Here is a 21178-nt window from a genome sequence, read left to right as displayed (position 1 = left end):
TGGCTTATTTGTATTGTTATACTATAACATTAAAGCACAGCCTGACCCGTGAACCGCTCTCCATGACCGAACAAGACCTGCTGGCCCAACCGCCCGCCGACTATATGAATGAAGCCCAGCAAGGCTTCTTCCGTGAGTTGCTGCTGGCGCAACGCAATGAGCTGCAAGCGCGTATCGACGCCGAATTCCTGCTGCTGCGCGAGCAGGAAACCAACAGCGACCCTGCCGATGTGGGCAGCGCCGAAGAACAGCGCCAATGGCAACTGCGCCTGCTGGAGCGGGAAAAGAAGCTGTTGGACAAGATCGACGACGCCCTCGAATTGCTGGCACGCGGCGAGTACGGCTGGTGCCGCGAGACCGGCGAGCCCATCGGCCTGCAGCGCTTGTTGCTGCGTCCTACCGCCACCCTGTGTATCGAAGCCAAAGAACGTGAAGAGCTGCGCGAACGCCATAAACGGGCGATTTGACCGGCCAACCCTGATGAGGAATACCTGATGCCCAATCGCCTCCCCGTTACTGTGTTGTCCGGCTTTCTCGGCGCCGGTAAAAGCACGCTGCTCAACTACGTCCTGCGCAACCGCGAAAATCTGCGGGTGGCGGTGATCGTCAACGATATGAGCGAAATCAATATCGATGGCAGCGAAGTCCAGCGCGACGTCACCCTCAACCGCGCCGAAGAAAAACTGGTGGAGATGAGCAACGGCTGCATCTGCTGCACCTTGCGCGAGGACTTGCTGGAAGAAGTCGGAAAACTCGCCAAGGAAGGTCGCTTCGATTACCTGCTGATCGAATCCACCGGCATCTCCGAGCCCTTGCCGGTGGCCGAGACCTTCACCTTTCGTGATGAAAACGAGCAAAGCCTGGCCGATATCGCCCGCCTGGACACCATGGTCACCGTGGTCGATGGCATGAACTTCCTGCTCGACTACCAGGCCGCCGAAAGCCTGGCCTCGCGCGGTGAAACCCTCGGTGAAGAAGACGAGCGCTCCATCACCGACCTGTTGATCGAGCAGATCGAATTCGCTGACGTGATCCTCATCAGCAAGATCGACCTGATCAGCAGTCGCGAACGTGAAGAGTTGATGGCAATCCTCGAACGCCTCAACGCCCAGGCGGAAATCATCCCGATGGTCATGGGGGAGGTGCCGCTGAACAAGATCCTCAACACCGGCCGTTTCGACTTCGAGCGCGCCGCCCAGGCGCCGGGCTGGCTGCAGGAATTGCGCGGTGAACATGTGCCAGAAACCGAAGAGTACGGCATTGCCTCCACCGCTTATCGAGCTCGCCGCCCGTTTCATCCGCAGCGCTTTTTCGACTTTATCGACCGCCCGTGGGTCAACGGCAAACTGCTGCGTTCCAAGGGTTTTTTCTGGCTGGCCAGCAAACACCAGGATGCGGGCAGTTGGTCCCAGGCCGGTGGCCTGATGCGTCATGGGTTTGCCGGCCGCTGGTGGCGTTTTGTGCCCAAAAGCCAATGGCCCCAGGATGAAGAGAGCATCGCGGCGATCATGGGCAACTGGCAACTGAGCACTGGCGACTGCCGCCAGGAGCTGGTGTTTATCGGCCAGAACATCGACTTCACCCGCATGCGCGCCGAGTTGGATGCGTGCTTGCTCACCGATGAAGAAATGGCCCTGGGCGTCGAAGGCTGGCGCCTGCTGGCTGACCCTTTTGGCCCCTGGTATGAGGAGGCAGCCGCCTGATGCTGGCCCCGGTGATTCCCCTGCGTCCCGTGATTCGCCAGACCTGCGGTGACACCCCGCTGGCGCTGTCCGACATCCTCGAAGACGGCGTCAACCTGGCGCTGTGGCAGCGCCAGCTGCCGCTGCACATCGCCGAGTTCGGCGCCTTGCTGGTGGCGCTCAACGAGCCGTTGGCCGACTCCATGGTCATCGAGCTCAACAACGACGACGCCGAGCCAAACTTGCAGGGTTTGGCGTCGAGTTGTCGTGATCTTGAGGGCTACGAAGGCTTCATCGCCGATGTGTCGTGGCTGGTCAGCGCGTTCGCCTGTCTGCTTGGTGCCAAGCGTATCGGCGTGCGCCTGCGTCTGTTGGATAAAGCCATGTGCCCGCGTTTTCACGTCGACCACGTGCCGGTGCGCCTGATCACCACCTACGCCGGGGTTGGCAGCCAGTGGTTGCGTGAAGGCGTGATGGACCGTCGCAAGCTCAGCCAGCCGGATGCCGAACCCACCGAGCGTATCGAGCAGATCCACTGCGGCGAAGTCGCCTTGCTCAAGGGCACCAAATGGCATGGCAATGAAGGCCATGGCCTGATTCACCGTTCACCCGCACTGAGGGCCGACGAGCGCCGCTTGATCCTGACACTGGATTGGCTCGCATAACCGCGTAGGATCAGACGCTCTACACGGTCCGAACGATGCCCCTCATGTTGCAGAACATTCCTACCCACGTGATTGCCGGGCCCCTGGGCGCCGGCAAGACCAGCCTCATCCAGCACCTGCTTGCCCAGCGCCCGGCCAACGAGCGCTGGGCCGTGCTGATCAACGAGTTCGGGCAGATCGGCCTGGATGCCGCCTTGCTCACTCAGGATGACGACGGCATTGCCCTCGGCGAAGTCGCCGGAGGCTGCCTGTGTTGTGTGAATGGTGCCCCGTTCCAGGTCGGCCTGGGTCGCTTGTTGCGTAAGGCCAAGCCTGATCGGCTGTTTATCGAGCCCTCGGGCCTGGGTCATCCGGCGCAGTTGCTCGGGCAGTTGCGCGAAGCGCCGTGGCAGAACGTGCTGGCCGTCCAGCCGTGCGTGATGGTGCTGGATGCGCAAGCGTTGGCGGCGGGCAAGCCCTTGCCCCAAGCACAACATGAGGCATTGGCGAATGCCGGTTTGCTGGTATTGAACAAGGATGAAGCGCTGGATGCAGCGCAGCGCGAGGTGATCGAGCGGCAGTTACCCGACTGCCCGCTTTACTGGACCCGTCAGGCGTATTTGCCGCTGGCGCATTTACCTGGCCTTGACGCGCGGGCTGCTGCGGCTGTGGACAACTTCGCCGTACCCAAAGGCCTGGCGCAAATGCCGGCCATCTGGACCGATCCTGACCAGCCCATTTGCCTGAGCCAGGCTCAAGAGGGCGGCTGGAGCATTGGCTGGCGCTGGCACCCCAGCCAGCAGTTCGACACCCAGCGGCTGCATAACTGGCTTGCAAGCCTTGATTGGCGCCGCGTCAAACTGGTTATCCACAGTGCCGAAGGCTGGGTGTCCGCCAATGCTGTGGATAACGGCCCGTTCACCTGGCAACCCAGCGAATGGCGGCGCGATTCGCGTATCGAATTGATCTTCAGCGAGCCACAGGACGTGGACGTGTTACAGCGTGCGCTGGCCGCCAGCCGTCAGTGACGGTTCTTGGACGCGTGGTCCTGGCGCCACTGGCTCAGCTCGATCACCTCGGCACTGGGCAACGGCGTCTTGATCTCGAACGGGTAGGGCGCCAGTTCGATCTGTGCGCTGTGGGCACCGAACTGGGTGATGGTCCCCGGATGGCGGGTTTCGCCGGTCACGGTGAACTCGAAGTTGTAGATGCGCGCCAGGCGCCGCCGACCGTTGGCATCCTTTACAAAACCGATGCGCTTGAGTGCCACCGCACCGTCCAGCAGTTCGATGTCGAGCTTGGCGCAATGCTGCTTGACCCGCTCCAGCGCCCGCTCGCGCAGGCCATGGTTGTGCCAAACCCAGGCGGCACCGGTCGCCAGTAGCATCAACACGAACATGTTTCCCAGGGTCAGCATGCGAAAAACTCCAACAAAGTGAGGGCAGCTTAACTGTGTCGCCGGTCTGTCGTACAGGCTGCGTTTAGTCGCATACTGCGCGGCCAGAATTTCATTGGTTTTACGGAAATCTCCCGCATGAAACGCACACCTCATCTGCTTGCGATCCAGTCTCATGTGGTCTTTGGCCACGCCGGAAACAGCGCCGCCGTGTTCCCCATGCAGCGCGTTGGGGTGAACGTGTGGCCGCTGAACACGGTGCAGTTCTCTAACCACACCCAGTATGGCCAATGGGCGGGAGAAGTGTTGGCGCCACAGCAGATTCCCGCGTTGGTGGAAGGCATTGCCGCCATCGGCGAGCTGGGCAATTGCGATGCGATTCTGTCCGGCTACCTGGGCAGCGCCGATCAGGGCAGGGCGATCCTGACTGGCGTGGCGCGCATCAAGGCCATCAACCCCAAGGCCCTGTATCTGTGCGACCCGGTGATGGGGCATCCGGAAAAAGGCTGCATCGTTCCCCAGGAAGTCAGCGATTTCCTGCTGGACGAAGCCGCGGCCATGGCCGACTTCCTGTGCCCCAACCAACTGGAACTGGACAGCTTTGCCGGGCGCAAGCCGCAATCGCTGTTCGATTGCCTGGCCATGGCCAAGGCGTTGCTGGCGCGTGGGCCGAAGGCCGTATTGGTCAAACACCTGGATTATCCGGGCAAGTTGCCGGACGGTTTCGAGATGCTGCTGGTGACCCCCGAAGGCAGTTGGCACCTGCGACGGCCGCTGCTGGCGTTCCCACGTCAGCCGGTCGGGGTGGGCGATTTGACCTCGGGGCTGTTCCTGGCACGTGTTCTGTTGGGCGATAGCCTGCTGGCCGCCTTCGAATTCACCGCTGCAGCGGTCCACGAAGTGTTGTTAGAAACCCAGGCCTGCGCCAGTTACGAGTTGGAGCTAGTGCGCGCCCAGGATCGTATTGCCCATCCTCGCGTGCGTTTCGAAGCCACTCCCATTGGATTGTAGGAATATTCCTGATTGAGTCAGGCAAAGAGCGTCCGGTACTATCGGGCGCCTCTTAGTCCCCTGTGCTTTTCAAGGAAGAACCATGTCTCCCGTATTCCCTTCGCCACGGGCGTTGACCGCTCTGGTGCTGACGTCGTTGCTGGGCGGTTGCAGTGTGAACGGTACTTACCCTGACGCCACCGAGCCGGACGCTGCGAAACTGCGCTTCATCTCCAATACGTCCAACACCACCATCGACGTCTACGATGCGCAACATTGCATGGGCCAGACCACCGGCATGCTCAATAATATTTTCCTGGTCGATACCCGGCGGCGTGTCGGCATGTCGGTGCCCCCTCCGGCCAAGGCCAGGGGCTTGCTGGAGTTCAAGCTGGCTCCCGGCAAGGAAACCATGCTGATGATCAACACCAATGGCGGCAGCTATGTCTGCGGCAAATCAATGAGTATCACGCCAAAGGCCGGGGAAGAGTACGAAGTGACCTTCGATATGGCGCGGGGCATCTGCACGACCTCGTTGCAGCGCCTGACGCGCTCCGATGGCAAGGACGTGCGCATTCCACAGCCGATATTCGAGAACGGCATGCCATCGTGCGCGGGCAAAAGCCCGATATTCGGCAAGGTGATCCCGGATACGCCACACCGAACTGCGTTGATCAACGCAATCGTTGATACCCATATGCAACTCATCACATTGATGGAGCCTGACACGGCGCAGCGCCCGCAAGCCGTCGAGGAGGCAATCGCCGAGCGCAAGGCGCGGTTCGGCCAGTTCACTCCGCCTGAGTCCTATTGGACTCAATACCGTGAGAACTATGCACGGGTAAATCAGGAAATGGCCGGCCGCAAGGCGCGTACCCTCGAGCTGTATGAGCGGGTTTACCGCATGCGCCTGAGCGGCACCGAAGATGCGATCCTGGAGCAATGGCAGAACCCGACGGACGCCGCCGTGGTCGAGCGCGTCAAGGCGAACGACAAGTTGATGGCGCAGTACTACAAGAACACCAGCAAAGCGGTGATGGTGGACATCGTGAATCATCATATGGAGCGCATGAGCCAGTTGGACCAGCGCTTTGATGTCTGTGCCCACGATGATCAGTGCTGGCGGCTGTAGGAGCGCAGCTGCTCGCTCCTAAAGGCGGGAAATGGCCTACAGTGCGTCTGCCTTGATTTCCTGGTAGCGCTTCTCCAGTTCCTGTCGGATCTGTCGACGCTGCTGAGCCTGTACGAATCGGCGCTTGTCCTCGCTGTTCTGCGGTTGCAGCGGGGGCACGGCGGCCGGTTTGCGCTGGTCGTCCACGGCGACCATGGTGAAGAAGCAGCTGTTGGTATGGCGCACGGAGCGTTCGCGGATGTTCTCGGTCACTACCTTGATGCCCACCTCCATCGAGGTGTTGCCGGTGTAGTTGACCGACGCGAGGAAGGTCACCAGCTCGCCGACATGAATCGGCTCGCGAAAGATCACCTGGTCCACCGACAGTGTGACCACATAGCGGCCGGCATAGCGGCTCGCGCAGGCATAGGCCACTTCGTCGAGGTACTTGAGCAGGGTGCCGCCGTGGACATTGCCTGAGAAGTTGGCCATGTCAGGGGTCATCAATACCGTCATCGACAGCTGGGCGTTTCCGGGTTCCATAGCACACTCACGGGTTGTAGGCATTGGTTGGGGGGCACCTCTGCGGGTGCTGGAATCTTTGCAGGGCCATCCATAACGGGACGCCGGTGGGCGGCTAGCCGTCACGCGCGAACCGATCTGTTTCCATATATTGCACCGGCTTTCCGGCGGAAGTCGCGGTGTTAACCTTCAAAAGCCCATCTCAGGGCATTTCTTACGATCAAGGCAGACTTTTCCTTCCGCACTTTGCGACATTTCAAAGGCGCGCGCGGAAGTGGGAAAAGCGCCAGTACCCTCAAGGAGCCCCTCGCCATGCACGCCATCAGCTTTATCCAGGACTTGGCCGTGATCATGCTGGTGGCAGGGGTTGTCACCATCCTGTTTCACCGCCTCAAGCAGCCGGTGGTGCTGGGCTACATCGTCGCCGGGTTCATCATCGGCCCCCACACCCCGCCGTTCGGCCTGATCCACGACGAAGACACCATCAAGACCCTCGCCGAGCTCGGGGTGATCTTCCTGATGTTCTGCCTGGGCCTGGAGTTCAGCCTGCGCAAGTTGTTCAAGGTCGGCGCCACGGCGTTTATCGCGGCCTTCCTGGAAATCATCCTGATGATCTGGATTGGCTACGAAATCGGCCGCTGGTTCGACTGGAACACCATGGACTCACTGTTCCTTGGCGCGATCCTGGCGATTTCTTCGACCACCATCATCGTCAAGGCGCTCAATGACCTGAAGATGAAGAACCAGCGTTTTGCCCAATTGATTTTCGGCGTGCTGATCGTCGAGGACATCCTCGGCATTGGCATCATCGCCTTGCTGTCGAGCATCGCCGTCAGCGGTACGGTCAGCTCCGGCGAAGTGTTCTCCACCGTCGGCAAGCTCTCGCTGTTCATGATTGTCGCGCTGGTCATCGGCATTTTGCTGGTGCCGCGCTTGCTGGCGTATGTGGCCAAGTTCGAAAGCAACGAGATGTTGCTGATCACCGTACTGGGCCTGTGTTTCGGTTTCTGCCTGCTGGTGGTCAAGCTGGAATACAGCATGGTGCTGGGCGCGTTTCTGATCGGCGCAATCATGGCCGAATCCCGGCAGTTGATTAAGATCGAGCGCCTGATCGAGCCGGTTCGCGACATGTTCAGCGCCATCTTCTTTGTGGCCATTGGCTTGATGATCGACCCGCAGATCCTGCTGCAATACGCCTGGCCGATTGCGGTGATCACCGTGGCCGTGGTGTTGGGCAAGATGCTGTCCTGCGGCCTGGGCGCGTTTATCGCCGGCAACGATGGCCGTACCTCACTGCGCGTGGGCATGGGGCTGTCACAGATTGGCGAGTTTTCCTTCATCATCGCGGCGCTGGGGATGACGCTGCAGGTGACCAGTGATTTCCTCTACCCCGTCGCGGTAGCGGTTTCGGCCATCACCACACTGCTCACGCCGTACCTGATTCGCGGCGCCGATCCACTGTCCTTGAAGATCGCCGCGGTCATGCCCAAGCGGTTGAGCCGGGTTTTTGGCATGTACGGCGAATGGTTGCGCAGCATTCAGCCCCAAGGCGAGGGTGCGATGCTGGCTTCGATGATCCGAAAGATCATTCTGCAAGTCGGGGTCAACCTGGCGCTGGTGATCGCGATCTTCTTTGCCGGCAGCTTTTTCGCGGCGCGCATCGGTGGGTATCTGGAAGGCTGGATCGGCGATCCAAGCTGGCAGAAGGCGTTGATCTGGGGCGGGGCGTTGCTGTTGTCGCTGCCATTCTTGATTGCCGCGTATCGCAAGCTCAAGGCGCTGTCGATGCTGCTGGCGGAGATGAGCGTGAAGCCAGAAATGGCCGGGCGGCATACCCAGCGGGTGCGAAGGGTGATTGCAGAGTTGATCCCGATCCTTTCGTTGCTGGTGATCTTCCTGCTATTGGCAGCCTTGTCGGCCAGTATTTTGCCGACCAACAAGTTGCTGGTGCTGATTGCCGTGGTGACGGCTGCGGTGGCGGCGGTGCTCTGGCGGTGGTTCATCCGCGTGCATACGCGGATGCAGGTCGCCTTGTTGGAGACGCTGGATAACCATAAGGATACGCCGGAGCATTGAGGGGCTTGGGAGGGCTGCTTCGCAGCCCGACGCGGGGCAAGTCCGCTCGCCACAGCAAGCCCGGTTAGCCAGAGAGCTTTGTCAGCTTTCCAGCCAGACGTCCCGCGCCCAGTGCCACACCGATTCCCAGGTTTCTTCGGTGACGATTTCTTCTTCGCCGGACCACAGCACCACGGTGCCGTCTTCTTCGACGCAGTAGTAGTCGTCGCCGTCCTGGCAGATCGGGATCAGGCTGCGGTCGACACCGGCATCCCAGGCGTTGGCGGCCACGTCCGGCAGGTAGGTGTGGGACTGCGGGTCGGTGACGGTCACCGGCTCCAGGCTGCCGTACACCACGTCGCTGACGGTCAGCAGGAATTCACGGAAGACAAACGGGATGTCGATGAACAGTTGTTCCTCGATCTCCACCAGTTGGTCTTCGTCAGGCAGCTCCAAGGGAACCGGGACCGGTTCGTTGGCTTCACGCAATTGTTCGATGATTTCTTCCACGGCCGGGATCCTCTTGCTAGATGGCGCGGTTTATAGGGGCGTTTTATACAGTAGCTCGCTATAAGTGCAACCGTGAAATAGAAAACCCCGGACAGGTCCGGGGTTTTTTGTATCTGTTTACCAAGCGTGCAGGGATCAGCCGTTCTGGCGGATACCGGCGACCAGCCATGGCTGGTTGTCGCCCTGTGCACGTTCCATGTTCCAGCTTTCGCTGAACACTTCGCCCTGGTCGAAACGCGAGGTCTTCGACACACCGCTGAAGGTCAGGGTGGCGATGGTCTTGTCGGCGCGATCATCCACACCGTCCAGCTGCACGCGCAGGTCGTCGATGTAAGTCGACTGGAATGCATCGCCAATCTCGGCGCGTTCGCGCTTGAGGAACTCCAGCAGTTGCGGGGTCACGAACTCGGCGATCTTGTCCATTTCATTGGCGTCCCAGTGCTGCTGCAGGGACTGGAAGTGGCTGCGAGCCGCCTCGACGAAACGTTCTTCGTTGAACCAGGCCGGTGCATTGATCACCGGGCGGGCCGCGGCAGGTGCTGCCGAACCACCGAAGATCGAACCCATGGCTGGTTTTTGCTCGAACACTTCACGCTGCATTGGCGCGCCGGCTGGAGCCAGGTGCTCCTGCTGTTTGCGGCGACGAGCGGCGATAAAGCGGAAGACCAGGAAGGCGATGACCGCCATGATCAGGATGTCGAAGATCTGCATACCCTGGAAGCCGCCGCCCATGAACATGGAGGCGAGCAGGCCACCGGCGGCGATGCCGGCAAGAGGGCCCAACCAGCGCGAAGCACCGCCGGCCTTGGCGGCAGCGCCTGCAGCACCGGCGGCGCCTGCGGTGGCCGCAGCACCGCCGGCACCGGCGGATGGAGCCATTTGGCTGGTCTGGTGAGTTGGTGCTGCGCCTGAGCTTTTGCCGCCACCGAAGCGTTTGGCGTTGGCGTCGAGGCTCATCGTCAGGCCGATGCACAACGCCATGGCGATGCTAAGAAAACGTTTCATAAAGGGAATTCCCATTTGTGGATTGCACGCGCGCCATGTTGCACAGGTGTGGTGACAGTGGCTAGCGGCATAATGTTTCGGGCTTTTGCGTAGGACAGATTCAGAACGGTCTGTAGGACTTATCACAGATATTGGCCCGCGCTTGTTAAAAACAAGGGTGGGCCAAGAACCTTCATGTAGGCAAATGTTTCAAACGGCTTCGAGCTTCGCGTAACCCATCATCAGCCACTTGCTGCCTTCGGCGAAATTCACCTGCACCCGCGCCTGGGCACCGGCACCCTCGAAGTTGAGGATCACCCCTTCGCCGAACACCGAATGCCTGACCTGCTGGCCCAGGCTGAACTGGGTCTGCGGAATCTCCGAGCCCGCAAACATGCTGCTGGAGTTCTGCTGCTGGCCCCCGCCGAACGGGCGGCTCACGCTGTTGGACAGGCGCACTTCCTGGATCAGACCCTTCGGTACTTCACGTACGAAGCGCGACACCTTGTTGTAGGTCTCGCTGCCGTACAGGCGTCGGGTCTCGGCGTAGGTCATCACCAGGTTCTGCATCGCCCGGGTGATGCCCACGTAGGCCAGGCGGCGTTCCTCCTCAAGGCGACCAGGCTCTTCCAGGCTCATCTTGTGCGGGAACAGGCCTTCCTCCATGCCCACCAGGAACACGTAAGGGAACTCCAGGCCCTTAGCGCTGTGCAAGGTCATCAGCTGGATGCTGTCTTCATGCTCGTCGGCCTGGGTATCGCCGGCTTCCAGCGAAGCATGGCCGAGGAACGCGGCCAGCGGTGTCAGCTCTTCGTCTTCCTCGGTATTTTCGAACGCACGGGCGGCGCTGACCAGTTCCTCAAGGTTTTCTACCCGGGCCTGGCCTTTCTCGCCTTTTTCCGCCTCGTGGTAGGCGATCAGCCCGGATTGCTCGATCACGGTCTGGGTCATCAAATGCAGGGGCATTTCCGCGCACTTGGCCGCCAGGTTCTCGATCAGCTCGACAAACACACCCAGCGCACCCGCCGCACGACCAGTCAGGCCCTTGTTGGCGATGAGCAGGCGCATGGCTTCCCACATCGACACATCGGCGTGGCGGGCGTGGTCGCGAATGGCTTCGACGGTTTTTTCACCGATGCCACGGGCCGGGATATTGATCACCCGTTCCAGCGCTGCATCGTTGCCACGGCCTTCCAGCAAGCGCAGGTAGGCCATGGCGTTCTTGATTTCCGCCCGTTCGAAGAAGCGTTGGCCGCCATAGATGCGGTACGGGATGCGTTCGCGCAGCAAGGCTTCTTCCAACACCCGCGATTGGGCGTTGGAACGGTACAGAATGGCGATATCGCTGCGCGCCAGGCCGGTTTTCAGCGCACTTTCGATGGTTTCCACCACGTAGCGCGCTTCATCGTGTTCGTTGAACGCGGCGTACAGGTTGATCGCTTCGCCTTCGCCGCCGTCGGTCCACAGTTCTTTGCCCAGGCGCCCGGTGTTGTTGGCGATCAAGGCGTTGGCCGCCTTGAGGATCCCGGCGGTGGAGCGATAGTTCTGCTCCAGGCGGATGGTGACCGCGTCCGGGAAGTCTTCGGAATACTGGTAGATGTTCTCGATTTTCGCGCCACGCCAGCCGTAGATCGACTGATCGTCGTCGCCCACCACCATCAGGCTGTCGCCACCTTTGGCCAGCAGGCGCAGCCAGGCGTACTGCACGGCGTTGGTATCCTGGAACTCGTCCACCAGGATATGGCGGAAGCGTTTCTGGTAATGCGCCAGCAGGCCTGGGTTATCGCGCCACAGGTCGAGGGCGCGCAGCAGCAGCTCGGAAAAGTCGATAACCCCGGCGCGCACGCAGGCGGCCTCATAGGCTTCATAGATGCTGCGCATGGTGGCCAGGAACAGATCGCCGCTGGCCTGGATATGTTGCGGGCGCAGGCCTTCGTCTTTCTGGCCATTGATGAACCATTGCGCCTGGCGCGCCGGCCAGCGTTGTTCGTCGAGGCCCAGCTCGCGGATCACCCGCTTGACCAGGCGTTGCTGGTCATCGCTGTCCAGAATCTGGAAGGTCTGGGCCAGGCCCGCTTCCTGCCAGTGCGCCCGCAGCAAGCGGTGCGCCAGGCCGTGGAAGGTGCCCACCCACATGCCGGCCGGGCTGATGCCCATCAGCTGTTCGATGCGGTGGCGCATCTCGGCAGCGGCCTTGTTGGTGAAGGTCACCGACAGGATGGAATGCGGGGACGCGTTCTCGACCTGGATCAACCAGGCGATACGGTGCACCAGCACTCGGGTTTTACCGGAGCCAGCACCGGCCAGGACCAACTGACGGCCAACGGGGGCCGCTACAGCCTGGCGTTGGGCATCGTTGAGGGAGTTCAGCAAAAGGGAGAGATCATCGCGCATCGGCGCATTCTATGGCCCCCGGGGAAGTGGGGCAAATGCCAATGCCGGCTGGTCGACGGAAAACCTTCGGGGTGATGACCGGTCGGTCGATGGTCGCAGCCCGCGCAGCGTCTCGCTCAAGCCGTCTGGCCCGGAAGTTTGCGCTGCATGACCGCGCAGTTTTTATGACATGGAGCAGTTTGGCCCAAGCGCTTGCTTGTGTATGCTCCGTCGACGTTTCGGGCTCACCATTATAAGAACACTGCCTATGACCCTTAGCACCGACCTGCTTGGCCCCTCGGCGGCTCCCGCGCAGGTTATCCGTAAACACTACGCCACGGAGATGGCGGTCGAGCGCACACGCCTGCTGTATCAAGGCTCACTGCTGCCGACCCTGTTGATGTTGGTCAATGGCCTGGTCTGCGCCTGGCTACTGTGGAACCCCCAGCAATACCTGTTGGACAGCATCTGGTTGGTCTGGCTGCTGGCCCTGGTGGCAATGCGCGTGATCCAAGTGGCCGCGTTCGACTCGGCGATGCCCAGCCGCCAGGCCCAGCCGGTGTGGCAGCGCATGTTCCTGCTCGGCTCGGCGGTCAGTGGCCTGACGCTGGCAACGGCCGCCATCGCCCTGGTGCCGGGTGACAGCTTCATGCAGCAGGCCTGGGTATTCGGCCTGATCGGCGCGGCGACCTTGTCGGCCAGCGTGGCGTACGCCGTGAGCCTGCCGGCGTTCCTGTCCTTTGCCTTGCCGTGCCTGGTGCCGTCCATCTTCTACCTGTTCTGGAGCGGCGACCCGCAGCAGCGTGGTTGGGGTGTACTTGGCCTGATCCTGCTGGCGTCCTTGAGCCTGGTGGCGTGGCAGGTCAATCGCCTGATCCAGCGCGGGCTGTTGCGCCGCTTCCAGAACCAGGCGCTGATCGAACACCTGCAACAGGCGCAGCAGCGCAGCGAGCAACTCAATCAGGACCTGGTGCGTGAAGTCGAGCAGCGCCGTCAGGTCGAACAGGAGTTGCGCGAAGCCCAGATCGGCCTGCAAGACCGCGTCGCACAGCGCAGCCAGGAACTGGACGCCGCCAGCCTGGCCTTGAATAAAAGCGAAGCACGCCTGGCCATGGCGCTGCAAGCCAGTGAACTGGGCCTGTGGGACTGGAACCTGCAAACCGATGAGGTCCATCACACCCAGCTCAAGGAGCTGTTCGGCCTGGAGCCGGAGTACGTCACGGCAATGCTCAGCCACCTCAAGCCGCGCCTGCACCCCGACGACCTGCCGCTGCTCAAGCGTGCCTTGGTGGAACACCTCAAGGGCCGCAGCGAGGACTATCAGGTGGAATACCGCGTGCGCCATGGCGACGGGCACTGGGTGTGGATCGAAGACCGTGGCCGCGCCGTGGAGCGTGCGCCCAGCGGCCGGGTCACGCGCATGCTCGGTACGCGCCGCGATATCAGCGCCGGCAAGGCCCTGGAGGAACAGCAGCGGTTGGCCTCGACCGTATTTGAAGCCGCCAGCGAAGGCATTGTGATCCTTGATCCGGACTACAAGCTGATCGCCGTCAACCAGGCTTTCAGACGCGTTACGGGGTTCGAAACCGATGACATGATTGGCCGCAATGTAGTGGAGTTGCCCAGCAGTCGTGACGCCCGCCGCCATTTCCCGGTGATCCGCCAGGCGTTGCTCAGCCACGGCACGTGGCAGGGCGAATTGGTGGAGACCCGCAAGAACGGTGAGCTTTACCCGCAGTGGCTGCAGTTGAACGTAGTGCGGGATTTTCGAGGAAAAGTCAGCCACATCGTAGGCTTCTTCGCCGATCTCTCGGCGCGGCGTGAGTCCGAAGAGCGTATGCGCTACCTCACCCACTACGACGAACTGACCGGCCTGGCCAATCGCTCGCTGTTTCGCGAACGCTTGCGCGAGGCGCACCAGCGTGTCCGCCAGGGTGGGCGTAGCCTGGCGCTGCTGCACATCAACCTCGATCGCTTCAAGCTGTTGAATGACAGCCTGGGCCATGAAGTGGCCGACCAGTTGCTGCAAAAAATGGCGCGACGCCTGATCAATGCCTTGCCCGAGGCCGACACCATTGCACGCCTGTCCGGGGATGAGTTTGCCGTGTTGTTCGACGCCTACGGCAACTTGTCGAGCCTGGCGCGGGTCGCCACGCGGCTGCTGGCCAAGCTGCGGGTGCCGGTGACGGTGGAGGGGCATGAACTGGTGGTGAGTGCTTCCATGGGGGTCAGCCTGTTGCCGGACAACGCGCGTGAAATTTCCGCATTGGTCAGCCAATCGAACATGGCCATGCAACACGCCAAACACCTGGGCGGCAACAACTTCCAGTTCTACACCGACAGCCTGCAAGCCAGCACCCTGGAGCGCTTGCAGCTGGAAAACCACCTGCGCAAGGCCATCGAAGAGCGTCAGCTCACGGTGTTCTATCAGCCGAAACTGTGCTTGGCCACTGGCAAGCTCAATGCTGCCGAAGCGCTGATCCGTTGGGACCATCCGCAGTGGGGCATGGTGCCGCCGGGGGAGTTTATCGGCCTGGCCGAAGAGACCGGCCTTATCGTACCGCTGGGCGAATTCATACTGCGCGAAGCCTGCTGGCAAGCCTGTGAATGGCAGCGCCAGGGGCTGGCGCCGATCCGGGTATCGGTCAACCTCTCGGTGCACCAGTTGCGCCAGGGCAAGCTGGTCAGCCTGGTGCGCCAGGTGCTCGAAGAAACCGGCCTGGACCCGCAATACCTCGAGCTGGAGCTGACTGAAAGCCAACTGCTCGACAGCGTCGAACACATCATCGCCACCTTCCAGCAACTGCGTGACCTGGGCGTGAAGCTGGCCATCGATGACTTCGGCACCGGGTATTCGTCCCTGAGCTACCTCAAGCGCATTCCCGTGGACTACGTGAAGATCGACCAGACCTTCATTCGCGGCCTTGGCCAGGGGCGCGAAGACGCGGCCATCACTCGGGCAATCATCGCCATGGCCCACGGGCTGGCGCTGAAGGTGGTGGCCGAGGGTGTGGAAGATCAGCAGCAGCTGGATTTCCTGCGGGGTGAGCATTGTGACGAAGTGCAGGGCTATTTGATCAGTCGGCCGATGCAGGCCGATGGGTTGGCAGATTTGTTACGGAAAAATGCAGAATTTCCTTAACGACGCCGGGGGCGCCCCTGTGGCTACAACGCGGCCGCCCTTAGATTCAAAGGGGGGCAGGGCGATTTAGTGATGCGTCGGACGGGCAAAAGGGCAATTCTTGTAGTATAACTACAAGCTTGCTACATCCCTGGCCCTGCCCATAACAAGAGTCCTGCCCTTTGAACCTGTTGCAACATATCGCCCAGTCGCGCCACCTGTTACGCAAATCGGAACTCAAGGTTGCCGATCACGTGCTGCTTGACCCTGCGGCTGTGATGCACAGTTCGATGGCCGACCTGGCCCATAGCGTGGGTATCAGCGAACCGACCATCGTGCGATTCTGCCGCGCCATCGGTTGTTCCGGGTTCCAGGACTTGAAACTCAAGCTGGCCCAGAGCCTGGCCGCCGGTGCCAGCTTCGGGCAGTTCGCGATCCATGAAGACGATTCCGTCGCCGACTACAGCCTGAAAATCTTCGACACCACCTTGCACACGCTCATGGAAGTGCGCGAGAAGCTCGACCCGGTGGAGTTGCAAAAGGCCGTGACGGCCATGTCCCAGGCCCAGCGTGTGGAGTTCTATGGCTTCGGTGCTTCAGGCGCGGTGGCCGCCGATGCCCAGCACAAGTTCTTCCGCTTGCTGCTGACCGCTGCGGCCTACAGTGACCCGCACATGCAGGCCATGTCGGCGGTGACCCTGAAACCTACTGACGTCGCCATCTGCATTTCCCAGTCGGGCCGCTCCAAGGACCTGCTGATCACTGCCAACCTGGTGCGTGAAAGCGGTGCATCGTTGATCACCCTGTGCCCGAGCCAGACGCCGTTGGCGGAACTGTCCACGGTCAACCTGGCGATCGATGTGCATGAAGACACCGAGATCTATACCCCGCTGACCTCGCGTATCGCCCACCTGGTGGTGATCGATGTATTGGCGATGGGCGTGGCCATGGCGCGTGGGCCGAGCCTGGTCAACCACCTCAAGAGCGTGAAGCGCAGCTTGCGCAGCCTGCGGTTGTCGCCCAAGTCCGTCAAAGCCCTCGATGACTAAAGCGGTACACAGAGCAAAATGTGGGAGGGGGCTTGCCCCCTCCCACATTTGGATCTCCTGCAAACCCAGAATCTTCATCAGGCTGTCATCGCTGCGTCATCGCCCAGGGCCATCCTGAACTCCCCGTACTCGCATTGGGAGACTCCAAATGGCCCGGACTTACGAAGACAGCAACAGCTCCGTCAAAACCCGTCGTCAGCAGGAAGACCAGCGCCGCATGGCGTTCCGTCGCGCAATCGAAGACCGCTGTGAGGAGCGCCAGTTGCTCCAGAGCATCAGCGACTACCCTGAACTCCACTGGCAGGCACCCGCGGCAGCCCAGCGAAACGCTCAGCCAGTACGCTGATCTGCACCCTCTCGCTGCGGATAAAGCCCAGGAACGCATGGGCCACCGGTGACAGGCGCTTGGCCTTGGCCTGCACCAGGCACCAACTGCGGTACAGTGGCAGCTCTTCCACCGGCAGCTCCCGGAGCCCGCCGGTGGCCAGCTCCATGTTGACCGCATGACGCGTCAACAGGGCCACGCCCAATCCCGCACAAACACATTCACGCTGCGCCTCGGCCGAGGCTACTTCCACGGTCTGGGTGAAGTGCACGCGTTTTTCCTTGAAGTACTCCTCGCAGGCCAGTCGCGTGCCGGAGCCCGCTTCGCGCAGCAGCAGGGTGTAGGGTTCCAGGTCCTGCAGGCGCAGCGGGCCTTGCAGGCTCAAGGGATGGTCGGGCGGCGCCACGGCGACAATCGGGTTGTTGAGGAACGGCAGGAATTCCAGGCCCATGTCCTGGGGCACCATGGACATGATCACCAGGTCGTCGCGGTTGTCCGAAAGCCGGCGAATCACCTGGGCGCGATTCACCACCGTCAACTGCAACTGCACTTCCGGATGCTGGCGCTTGAAGGCGGCGAACAGGTGCGGCACGAAGTACTTGGCGCTGGACTCAATCGCCAGTTTCAACTGGCCCTGCAACGAGCCCTGCATGTCCGAGAGCTGCATATCGAGGTTTTCCAGACGCCCGAAGATGTCGCGGCTGGCGCGCTGCAAGGCTTCGGCGGCCTCGGTCATGTAGAGCTTTTTGCCCACGTAATCGAACAGCGGCTGGCCGATCAGCTCTTCCAACTGGCGAATTTGCAGGCTGACGGCCGGTTGCGTGAGGGACATTTCCTCGGCCGCACGGCTGTAGGAACGCAAATCGCACACCTCATGGAAGATCTGCAATTGACGCAATGTCAGTCTCATCAGTGACTTACGCATTTCTTAGTGCTCTCGCCGCAAGCTGTCCGGGTGACTATAAGTCTTTACTTATGCCCAACCCAATAATTATTGATTTTTGTTAATCCCTTGGCGGGCTTAGTGTGTGTCTCGCGACTGTCATGAAACATTTGGTCACGCGCCGACCCGGCTCCAGCGGGTCGAAGAACGCAGCAATCGGCTCAAGGGAATTTCCAAGTGATAAAAAAGATCCTGATCGCCAACCGTGGTGAAATTGCCGTACGAATCGTGCGTGCCTGCGCCGAGATGGGCATTCGCTCGGTCGCGGTCTACTCCGATGCCGACCGCCACGCGTTGCACGTCAAGCGTGCCGACGAAGCCCACAGCATTGGTGCCGAGCCCCTGGCCGGCTACCTGAACCCGCGCAAGCTGGTGAACCTGGCGGTGGAAACCGGCTGCGATGCGTTGCACCCCGGCTATGGCTTCCTGTCTGAAAACGCCGAACTGGCGGACATCTGCGCTGAACGCGGCATCAAGTTCATTGGTCCATCGGCTGAAGTCATTCGCCGCATGGGCGACAAGACCGAAGCGCGCCGCAGCATGATCAAGGCCGGTGTGCCGGTCACGCCGGGTACCGAAGGCAACGTCGCGGATATCCACGAGGCACTCACCGAAGGCGACCGCATTGGTTACCCGGTGATGCTCAAGGCCACCTCCGGTGGTGGTGGTCGTGGTATCCGTCGCTGCAACAGCCGCGAAGAACTTGAACAAGCCTTCCCCCGTGTGATCTCCGAAGCCACCAAGGCCTTCGGTTCGGCGGAAGTGTTCCTGGAAAAGTGCATCGTCAATCCCAAGCACATCGAGGCGCAGATCCTCGGTGACAGTTTCGGCAACGTGGTGCACCTGTTCGAGCGTGATTGCTCGATCCAGCGCCGTAACCAGAAGCTCATCGAAATCGCCCCAAGCCCGCAACTGACCCCTGAACAGCGCGCCTACATCGGCGACCTGTCGGTGCGCGCCGCCAAGGCCGTGGGCTACGAGAACGCCGGCACCGTGGAGTTCCTGCTCGCCGAGGGCGAGGTGTACTTCATGGAGATGAACACCCGGGTGCAGGTGGAACACACCATCACCGAAGAAATCACCGGGATCGACATCGTTCGTGAACAGATCCGCATCGCCTCCGGCCTGCCGCTGTCGGTGAAACAGGAAGACATCCAGCACCGTGGTTTCGCGTTGCAGTTCCGTATCAACGCTGAAGACCCGAAAAATAACTTCCTGCCCAGCTTCGGCAAGATCACCCGTTACTACGCGCCCGGCGGTCCCGGCGTGCGTACCGACACGGCGATCTACACCGGCTACACCATCCCGCCGTTCTACGACTCCATGTGCCTGAAACTGGTGGTGTGGGCGTTGACCTGGGAAGAAGCCATGGACCGCGGCCTGCGTGCCCTGGATGACATGCGCCTGCAAGGCGTGAAGACCACCGCCGCTTACTACCAGGAAATCCTGCGCAACCCGGAATTCCGCAGCGGCCAGTTCAACACCAGTTTCGTGGAAAGCCACCCCGAGCTGACCAACTACTCGATCAAGCGCAAACCCGAAGAGCTGGCCCTGGCCATCGCCGCCGCCATCGCCGCCCACGCAGGCCTGTGAGGAATACAACAATGTCCAAGAAAATCTTTGTCACCGACACCATCCTGCGCGACGCCCACCAATCGTTGCTGGCGACCCGCATGCGCACCGACGACATGCTGCCGATCTGCGACAAGCTCGACAAAGTCGGCTACTGGTCCCTGGAAGTCTGGGGCGGCGCTACCTTCGACGCCTGCGTGCGCTTCCTCAAGGAAGACCCGTGGGAGCGCCTGCGCAAACTGCGCGCCGCATTGCCCAACACCCGCCTGCAAATGCTGCTGCGCGGCCAGAACCTGCTGGGCTACCGCCACTACAGCGACGACGTGGTCAAAGCCTTCGTCGCCAAGGCCGCCGTAAATGGCATCGACGTATTCCGCATTTTCGACGCCATGAACGACGTGCGTAACCTGCGCGTGGCCATCGAAGCGGTGAAGGCCGCCGGCAAGCATGCCCAGGGCACCATCGCCTACACCACCAGCCCGGTGCACACCGTCGAAGCCTTCGTGGCCCAGGCCAAGCAACTGGAATCCATGGGGTGCGACTCCATCGCGATCAAGGACATGGCTGGTCTGTTGACCCCATATGCCACGGGTGAGCTGGTCAAGGCGTTGAAGGCCGAGCAGAGCCTGCCGATCTTTATCCACTCGCATGACACTGCTGGTTTGGCCGCGATGTGCCAACTCAAGGCGATTGAAAACGGTGCGGACCATATCGACACCGCCATCTCCAGCTTCGCCTGGGGCACCAGCCACCCGGGCACCGAGTCGATGGTCGCCGCTCTTAAAGGCAGCGAGTTCGACACCGGCCTGAGCCTGGAACTGCTGCAAGAGATCGGCCTGTACTTCTACGCCGTGCGCAAGAAATACCACCAGTTCGAAAGCGAATTCACCGCTGTCGACACCCGTGTGCAAGTCAACCAGGTGCCGGGCGGGATGATTTCCAACCTGGCCAACCAGTTGAAAGAGCAGGGCGCCCTCAACCGCATGAGCGAAGTGCTGGCCGAGATCCCGCGCGTGCGTGAAGACCTCGGCTTCCCGCCGCTGGTCACCCCGACCTCGCAGATCGTCGGCACCCAGGCGTTCTTCAACGTGCTGGCTGGCGAGCGCTACAAGACCATCACCAACGAAGTGAAGCTCTACCTGCAAGGCGGTTACGGCAAGGCGCCGGGCACCGTGAACGAGAAACTGCGGCGCCAGGCCATCGGCAGCGAAGAGGTGATTGACGTACGCCCGGCCGACCTGCTCAAGCCGGAAATGACCAAGCTGCGCGGTGAGATCGGCGCGTTGGCCAAGTCCGAAGAAGACGTGCTGACCTACGCGATGTTCCCGGACATCGGGCGCAAGTTCCTCGAAGAACGCGACGCAGGCACCCTGGCGCCGGAAGTGCTGCTGCCGATCCCGGAAGCGGGCGGCGTGGCGCGTGCCGGTGGCGAAGGCGTCCCGACTGAGTTCGTCATCGACGTGCACGGTGAAAGCTATCGCGTGGACATTACTGGTGTCGGCGTCAAGGCCGAGGGCAAGCGCCACTTTTACCTGTCCATCGATGGCATGCCGGAAGAAGTGGTGTTCGAGCCGCTCAACGAGTTCGTCAGCGGTGGCAGCAGCAACCGCAAGCATGCTACCGCGCCGGGCCATGTCAGCACGGCGATGCCGGGCAATATCGTCGACGTGCTGGTCAAGGAAGGCGATGTGGTCAAGGCTGGCCAGGCCGTGCTGATTACCGAAGCCATGAAGATGGAAACCGAAGTACAGGCCGCGATTGCCGGCAAGGTGACCGCCGTTCATGTGGCCAAAGGCGACCGGGTCAACCCTGGCGAAATCCTGATTGAAATCGAAGGCTGAAAACAGCCTTCGACACTACCGCTTAATCCTCGGGGGGGCAGGTGCCCCCTTTTTTTTGCC

The 21178-nt window shown here is 61.3% G+C and carries 18 protein-coding genes; 12 read left to right on the top strand and 6 right to left on the bottom strand.

The genetic code is table 11. The annotated features are described in order from the left end of the window. Window positions 1-62: 62 nt before the first annotated feature. Genes dksA through LUU92_RS28715 form a run of 4 tightly spaced genes read left to right on the top strand, consistent with a single transcriptional unit; the run spans window position 63 to window position 3354 of the window. Window positions 63-467: an RNA polymerase-binding protein DksA gene (gene dksA / locus LUU92_RS28730; protein ID WP_058424325.1), complete on the top strand. Its 405-nt coding sequence runs from the start codon at window positions 63-65 to the stop codon at window positions 465-467. 27 nt (window positions 468-494) lie between these two features. After that, window positions 495-1703, top strand: coding sequence for a zinc metallochaperone GTPase ZigA (zigA, locus tag LUU92_RS28725; protein WP_092241563.1), 1209 nt, complete (start codon window positions 495-497; stop codon window positions 1701-1703). Beyond that, a complete protein-coding gene (locus LUU92_RS28720) occupies window positions 1703-2347 on the top strand; it encodes a DUF1826 domain-containing protein (protein ID WP_071490852.1) in 645 nt (214 codons plus the stop codon). The genes zigA and LUU92_RS28720 overlap by 1 nt, the downstream gene beginning before the upstream one ends. Before the next feature lie 44 nt (window positions 2348-2391). Further along, window positions 2392-3354: a CobW family GTP-binding protein gene (locus LUU92_RS28715; RefSeq protein WP_257102963.1), complete on the top strand. Its 963-nt coding sequence runs from the start codon at window positions 2392-2394 to the stop codon at window positions 3352-3354. Here the strand turns inward: LUU92_RS28715 and LUU92_RS28710 are convergent. Beyond that, window positions 3348-3743 carry a DUF3301 domain-containing protein gene (locus LUU92_RS28710; protein WP_058424321.1) on the bottom strand — a complete coding sequence of 132 codons (396 nt, stop codon included), beginning with the start codon at window positions 3741-3743 and terminating at the stop codon, window positions 3348-3350. The genes LUU92_RS28715 and LUU92_RS28710 overlap by 7 nt on opposite strands. Window positions 3744-3860: 117 nt before the next feature. Here LUU92_RS28710 and pdxY point away from each other — a divergent pair, with 117 nt between their 5' ends. Then, window positions 3861-4733 carry a pyridoxal kinase PdxY gene (gene pdxY / locus LUU92_RS28705; RefSeq protein WP_071490850.1) on the top strand — a complete coding sequence of 291 codons (873 nt, stop codon included), beginning with the start codon at window positions 3861-3863 and terminating at the stop codon, window positions 4731-4733. Window positions 4734-4815: 82 nt separating this feature from the next. Then, entirely contained in the window at window positions 4816-5844 is a 1029-nt protein-coding gene (locus LUU92_RS28700; protein WP_257102962.1) for a hypothetical protein, read from the top strand. 36 nt (window positions 5845-5880) lie between these two features. Here the strand turns inward: LUU92_RS28700 and LUU92_RS28695 are convergent, their stop codons facing one another. After that, window positions 5881-6366 carry an acyl-CoA thioesterase gene (locus LUU92_RS28695; RefSeq protein ID WP_033897247.1) on the bottom strand — a complete coding sequence of 162 codons (486 nt, stop codon included), beginning with the start codon at window positions 6364-6366 and terminating at the stop codon, window positions 5881-5883. A gap of 291 nt (window positions 6367-6657) precedes the next feature. Between LUU92_RS28695 and LUU92_RS28690 the strand changes: the two genes are divergently transcribed. Beyond that, window positions 6658-8421, top strand: coding sequence for a cation:proton antiporter (locus LUU92_RS28690; protein ID WP_093514228.1), 1764 nt, complete (start codon window positions 6658-6660; stop codon window positions 8419-8421). Between the two features lie 81 nt (window positions 8422-8502). Here LUU92_RS28690 and LUU92_RS28685 read toward each other — a convergent pair whose 3' ends face one another. The 3 genes from LUU92_RS28685 to uvrD form a co-directional block, all read right to left on the bottom strand. Then, window positions 8503-8910 (bottom strand): SMI1/KNR4 family protein, encoded by a 408-nt coding sequence (locus LUU92_RS28685; protein ID WP_028618538.1) that lies wholly within the window; start codon window positions 8908-8910, stop codon window positions 8503-8505. 135 nt (window positions 8911-9045) lie between these two features. Further along, window positions 9046-9915 carry a Tim44 domain-containing protein gene (locus LUU92_RS28680; protein ID WP_071490847.1) on the bottom strand — a complete coding sequence of 290 codons (870 nt, stop codon included), beginning with the start codon at window positions 9913-9915 and terminating at the stop codon, window positions 9046-9048. A gap of 189 nt (window positions 9916-10104) precedes the next feature. Beyond that, window positions 10105-12288: a DNA helicase II gene (gene uvrD, locus LUU92_RS28675; protein WP_071490846.1), complete on the bottom strand. Its 2184-nt coding sequence runs from the start codon at window positions 12286-12288 to the stop codon at window positions 10105-10107. Between the two features lie 247 nt (window positions 12289-12535). Here uvrD and LUU92_RS28670 point away from each other — a divergent pair, with 247 nt between their 5' ends. The 3 genes from LUU92_RS28670 (at window position 12536) to LUU92_RS28660 (ending at window position 16783) form a co-directional block, all read left to right on the top strand. Continuing rightward, window positions 12536-15409, top strand: coding sequence for an EAL domain-containing protein (locus LUU92_RS28670; RefSeq protein ID WP_257102961.1), 2874 nt, complete (start codon window positions 12536-12538; stop codon window positions 15407-15409). A gap of 161 nt (window positions 15410-15570) precedes the next feature. Further along, entirely contained in the window at window positions 15571-16437 is an 867-nt protein-coding gene (gene hexR / locus LUU92_RS28665) for a transcriptional regulator HexR (RefSeq protein WP_003177007.1), read from the top strand. A 148-nt stretch (window positions 16438-16585) separates the two neighbouring features. Continuing rightward, a complete protein-coding gene (locus LUU92_RS28660; protein ID WP_083351517.1) occupies window positions 16586-16783 on the top strand; it encodes a PA3496 family putative envelope integrity protein in 198 nt (65 codons plus the stop codon). Here the strand turns inward: LUU92_RS28660 and LUU92_RS28655 are convergent. Next, window positions 16713-17687, bottom strand: a complete 975-nt coding sequence (locus LUU92_RS28655) for a LysR family transcriptional regulator (protein WP_071490844.1) — start codon at window positions 17685-17687, stop codon at window positions 16713-16715. The two genes, LUU92_RS28660 and LUU92_RS28655, sit on opposite strands and share 71 nt — an antisense overlap. A 195-nt stretch (window positions 17688-17882) precedes the next feature. On the opposite strand from LUU92_RS28655, the gene LUU92_RS28650 reads away from it, so the two are divergent. Together LUU92_RS28650 and oadA are read left to right on the top strand one after the other, a co-directional pair. Next, a complete protein-coding gene (locus LUU92_RS28650) occupies window positions 17883-19298 on the top strand; it encodes an acetyl-CoA carboxylase biotin carboxylase subunit (RefSeq protein WP_003195732.1) in 1416 nt (471 codons plus the stop codon). 11 nt (window positions 19299-19309) lie between these two features. Beyond that, the gene (gene oadA, locus LUU92_RS28645; protein WP_058424313.1) at window positions 19310-21118 is read left to right on the top strand and encodes a sodium-extruding oxaloacetate decarboxylase subunit alpha; all 1809 of its coding nucleotides are present in this window, start codon (window positions 19310-19312) and stop codon (window positions 21116-21118) included. Window positions 21119-21178: the final 60 nt, after the last annotated feature.

This window comes from Pseudomonas extremorientalis, from assembly GCF_024584605.1.
In the GTDB taxonomy this organism is placed as follows: Bacteria; Pseudomonadota; Gammaproteobacteria; order Pseudomonadales; family Pseudomonadaceae; genus Aquipseudomonas; species Aquipseudomonas extremorientalis.
Note: the sequence above shows the minus strand (reverse complement) of the source record. Positions and strands in the feature narration are given on the sequence as shown.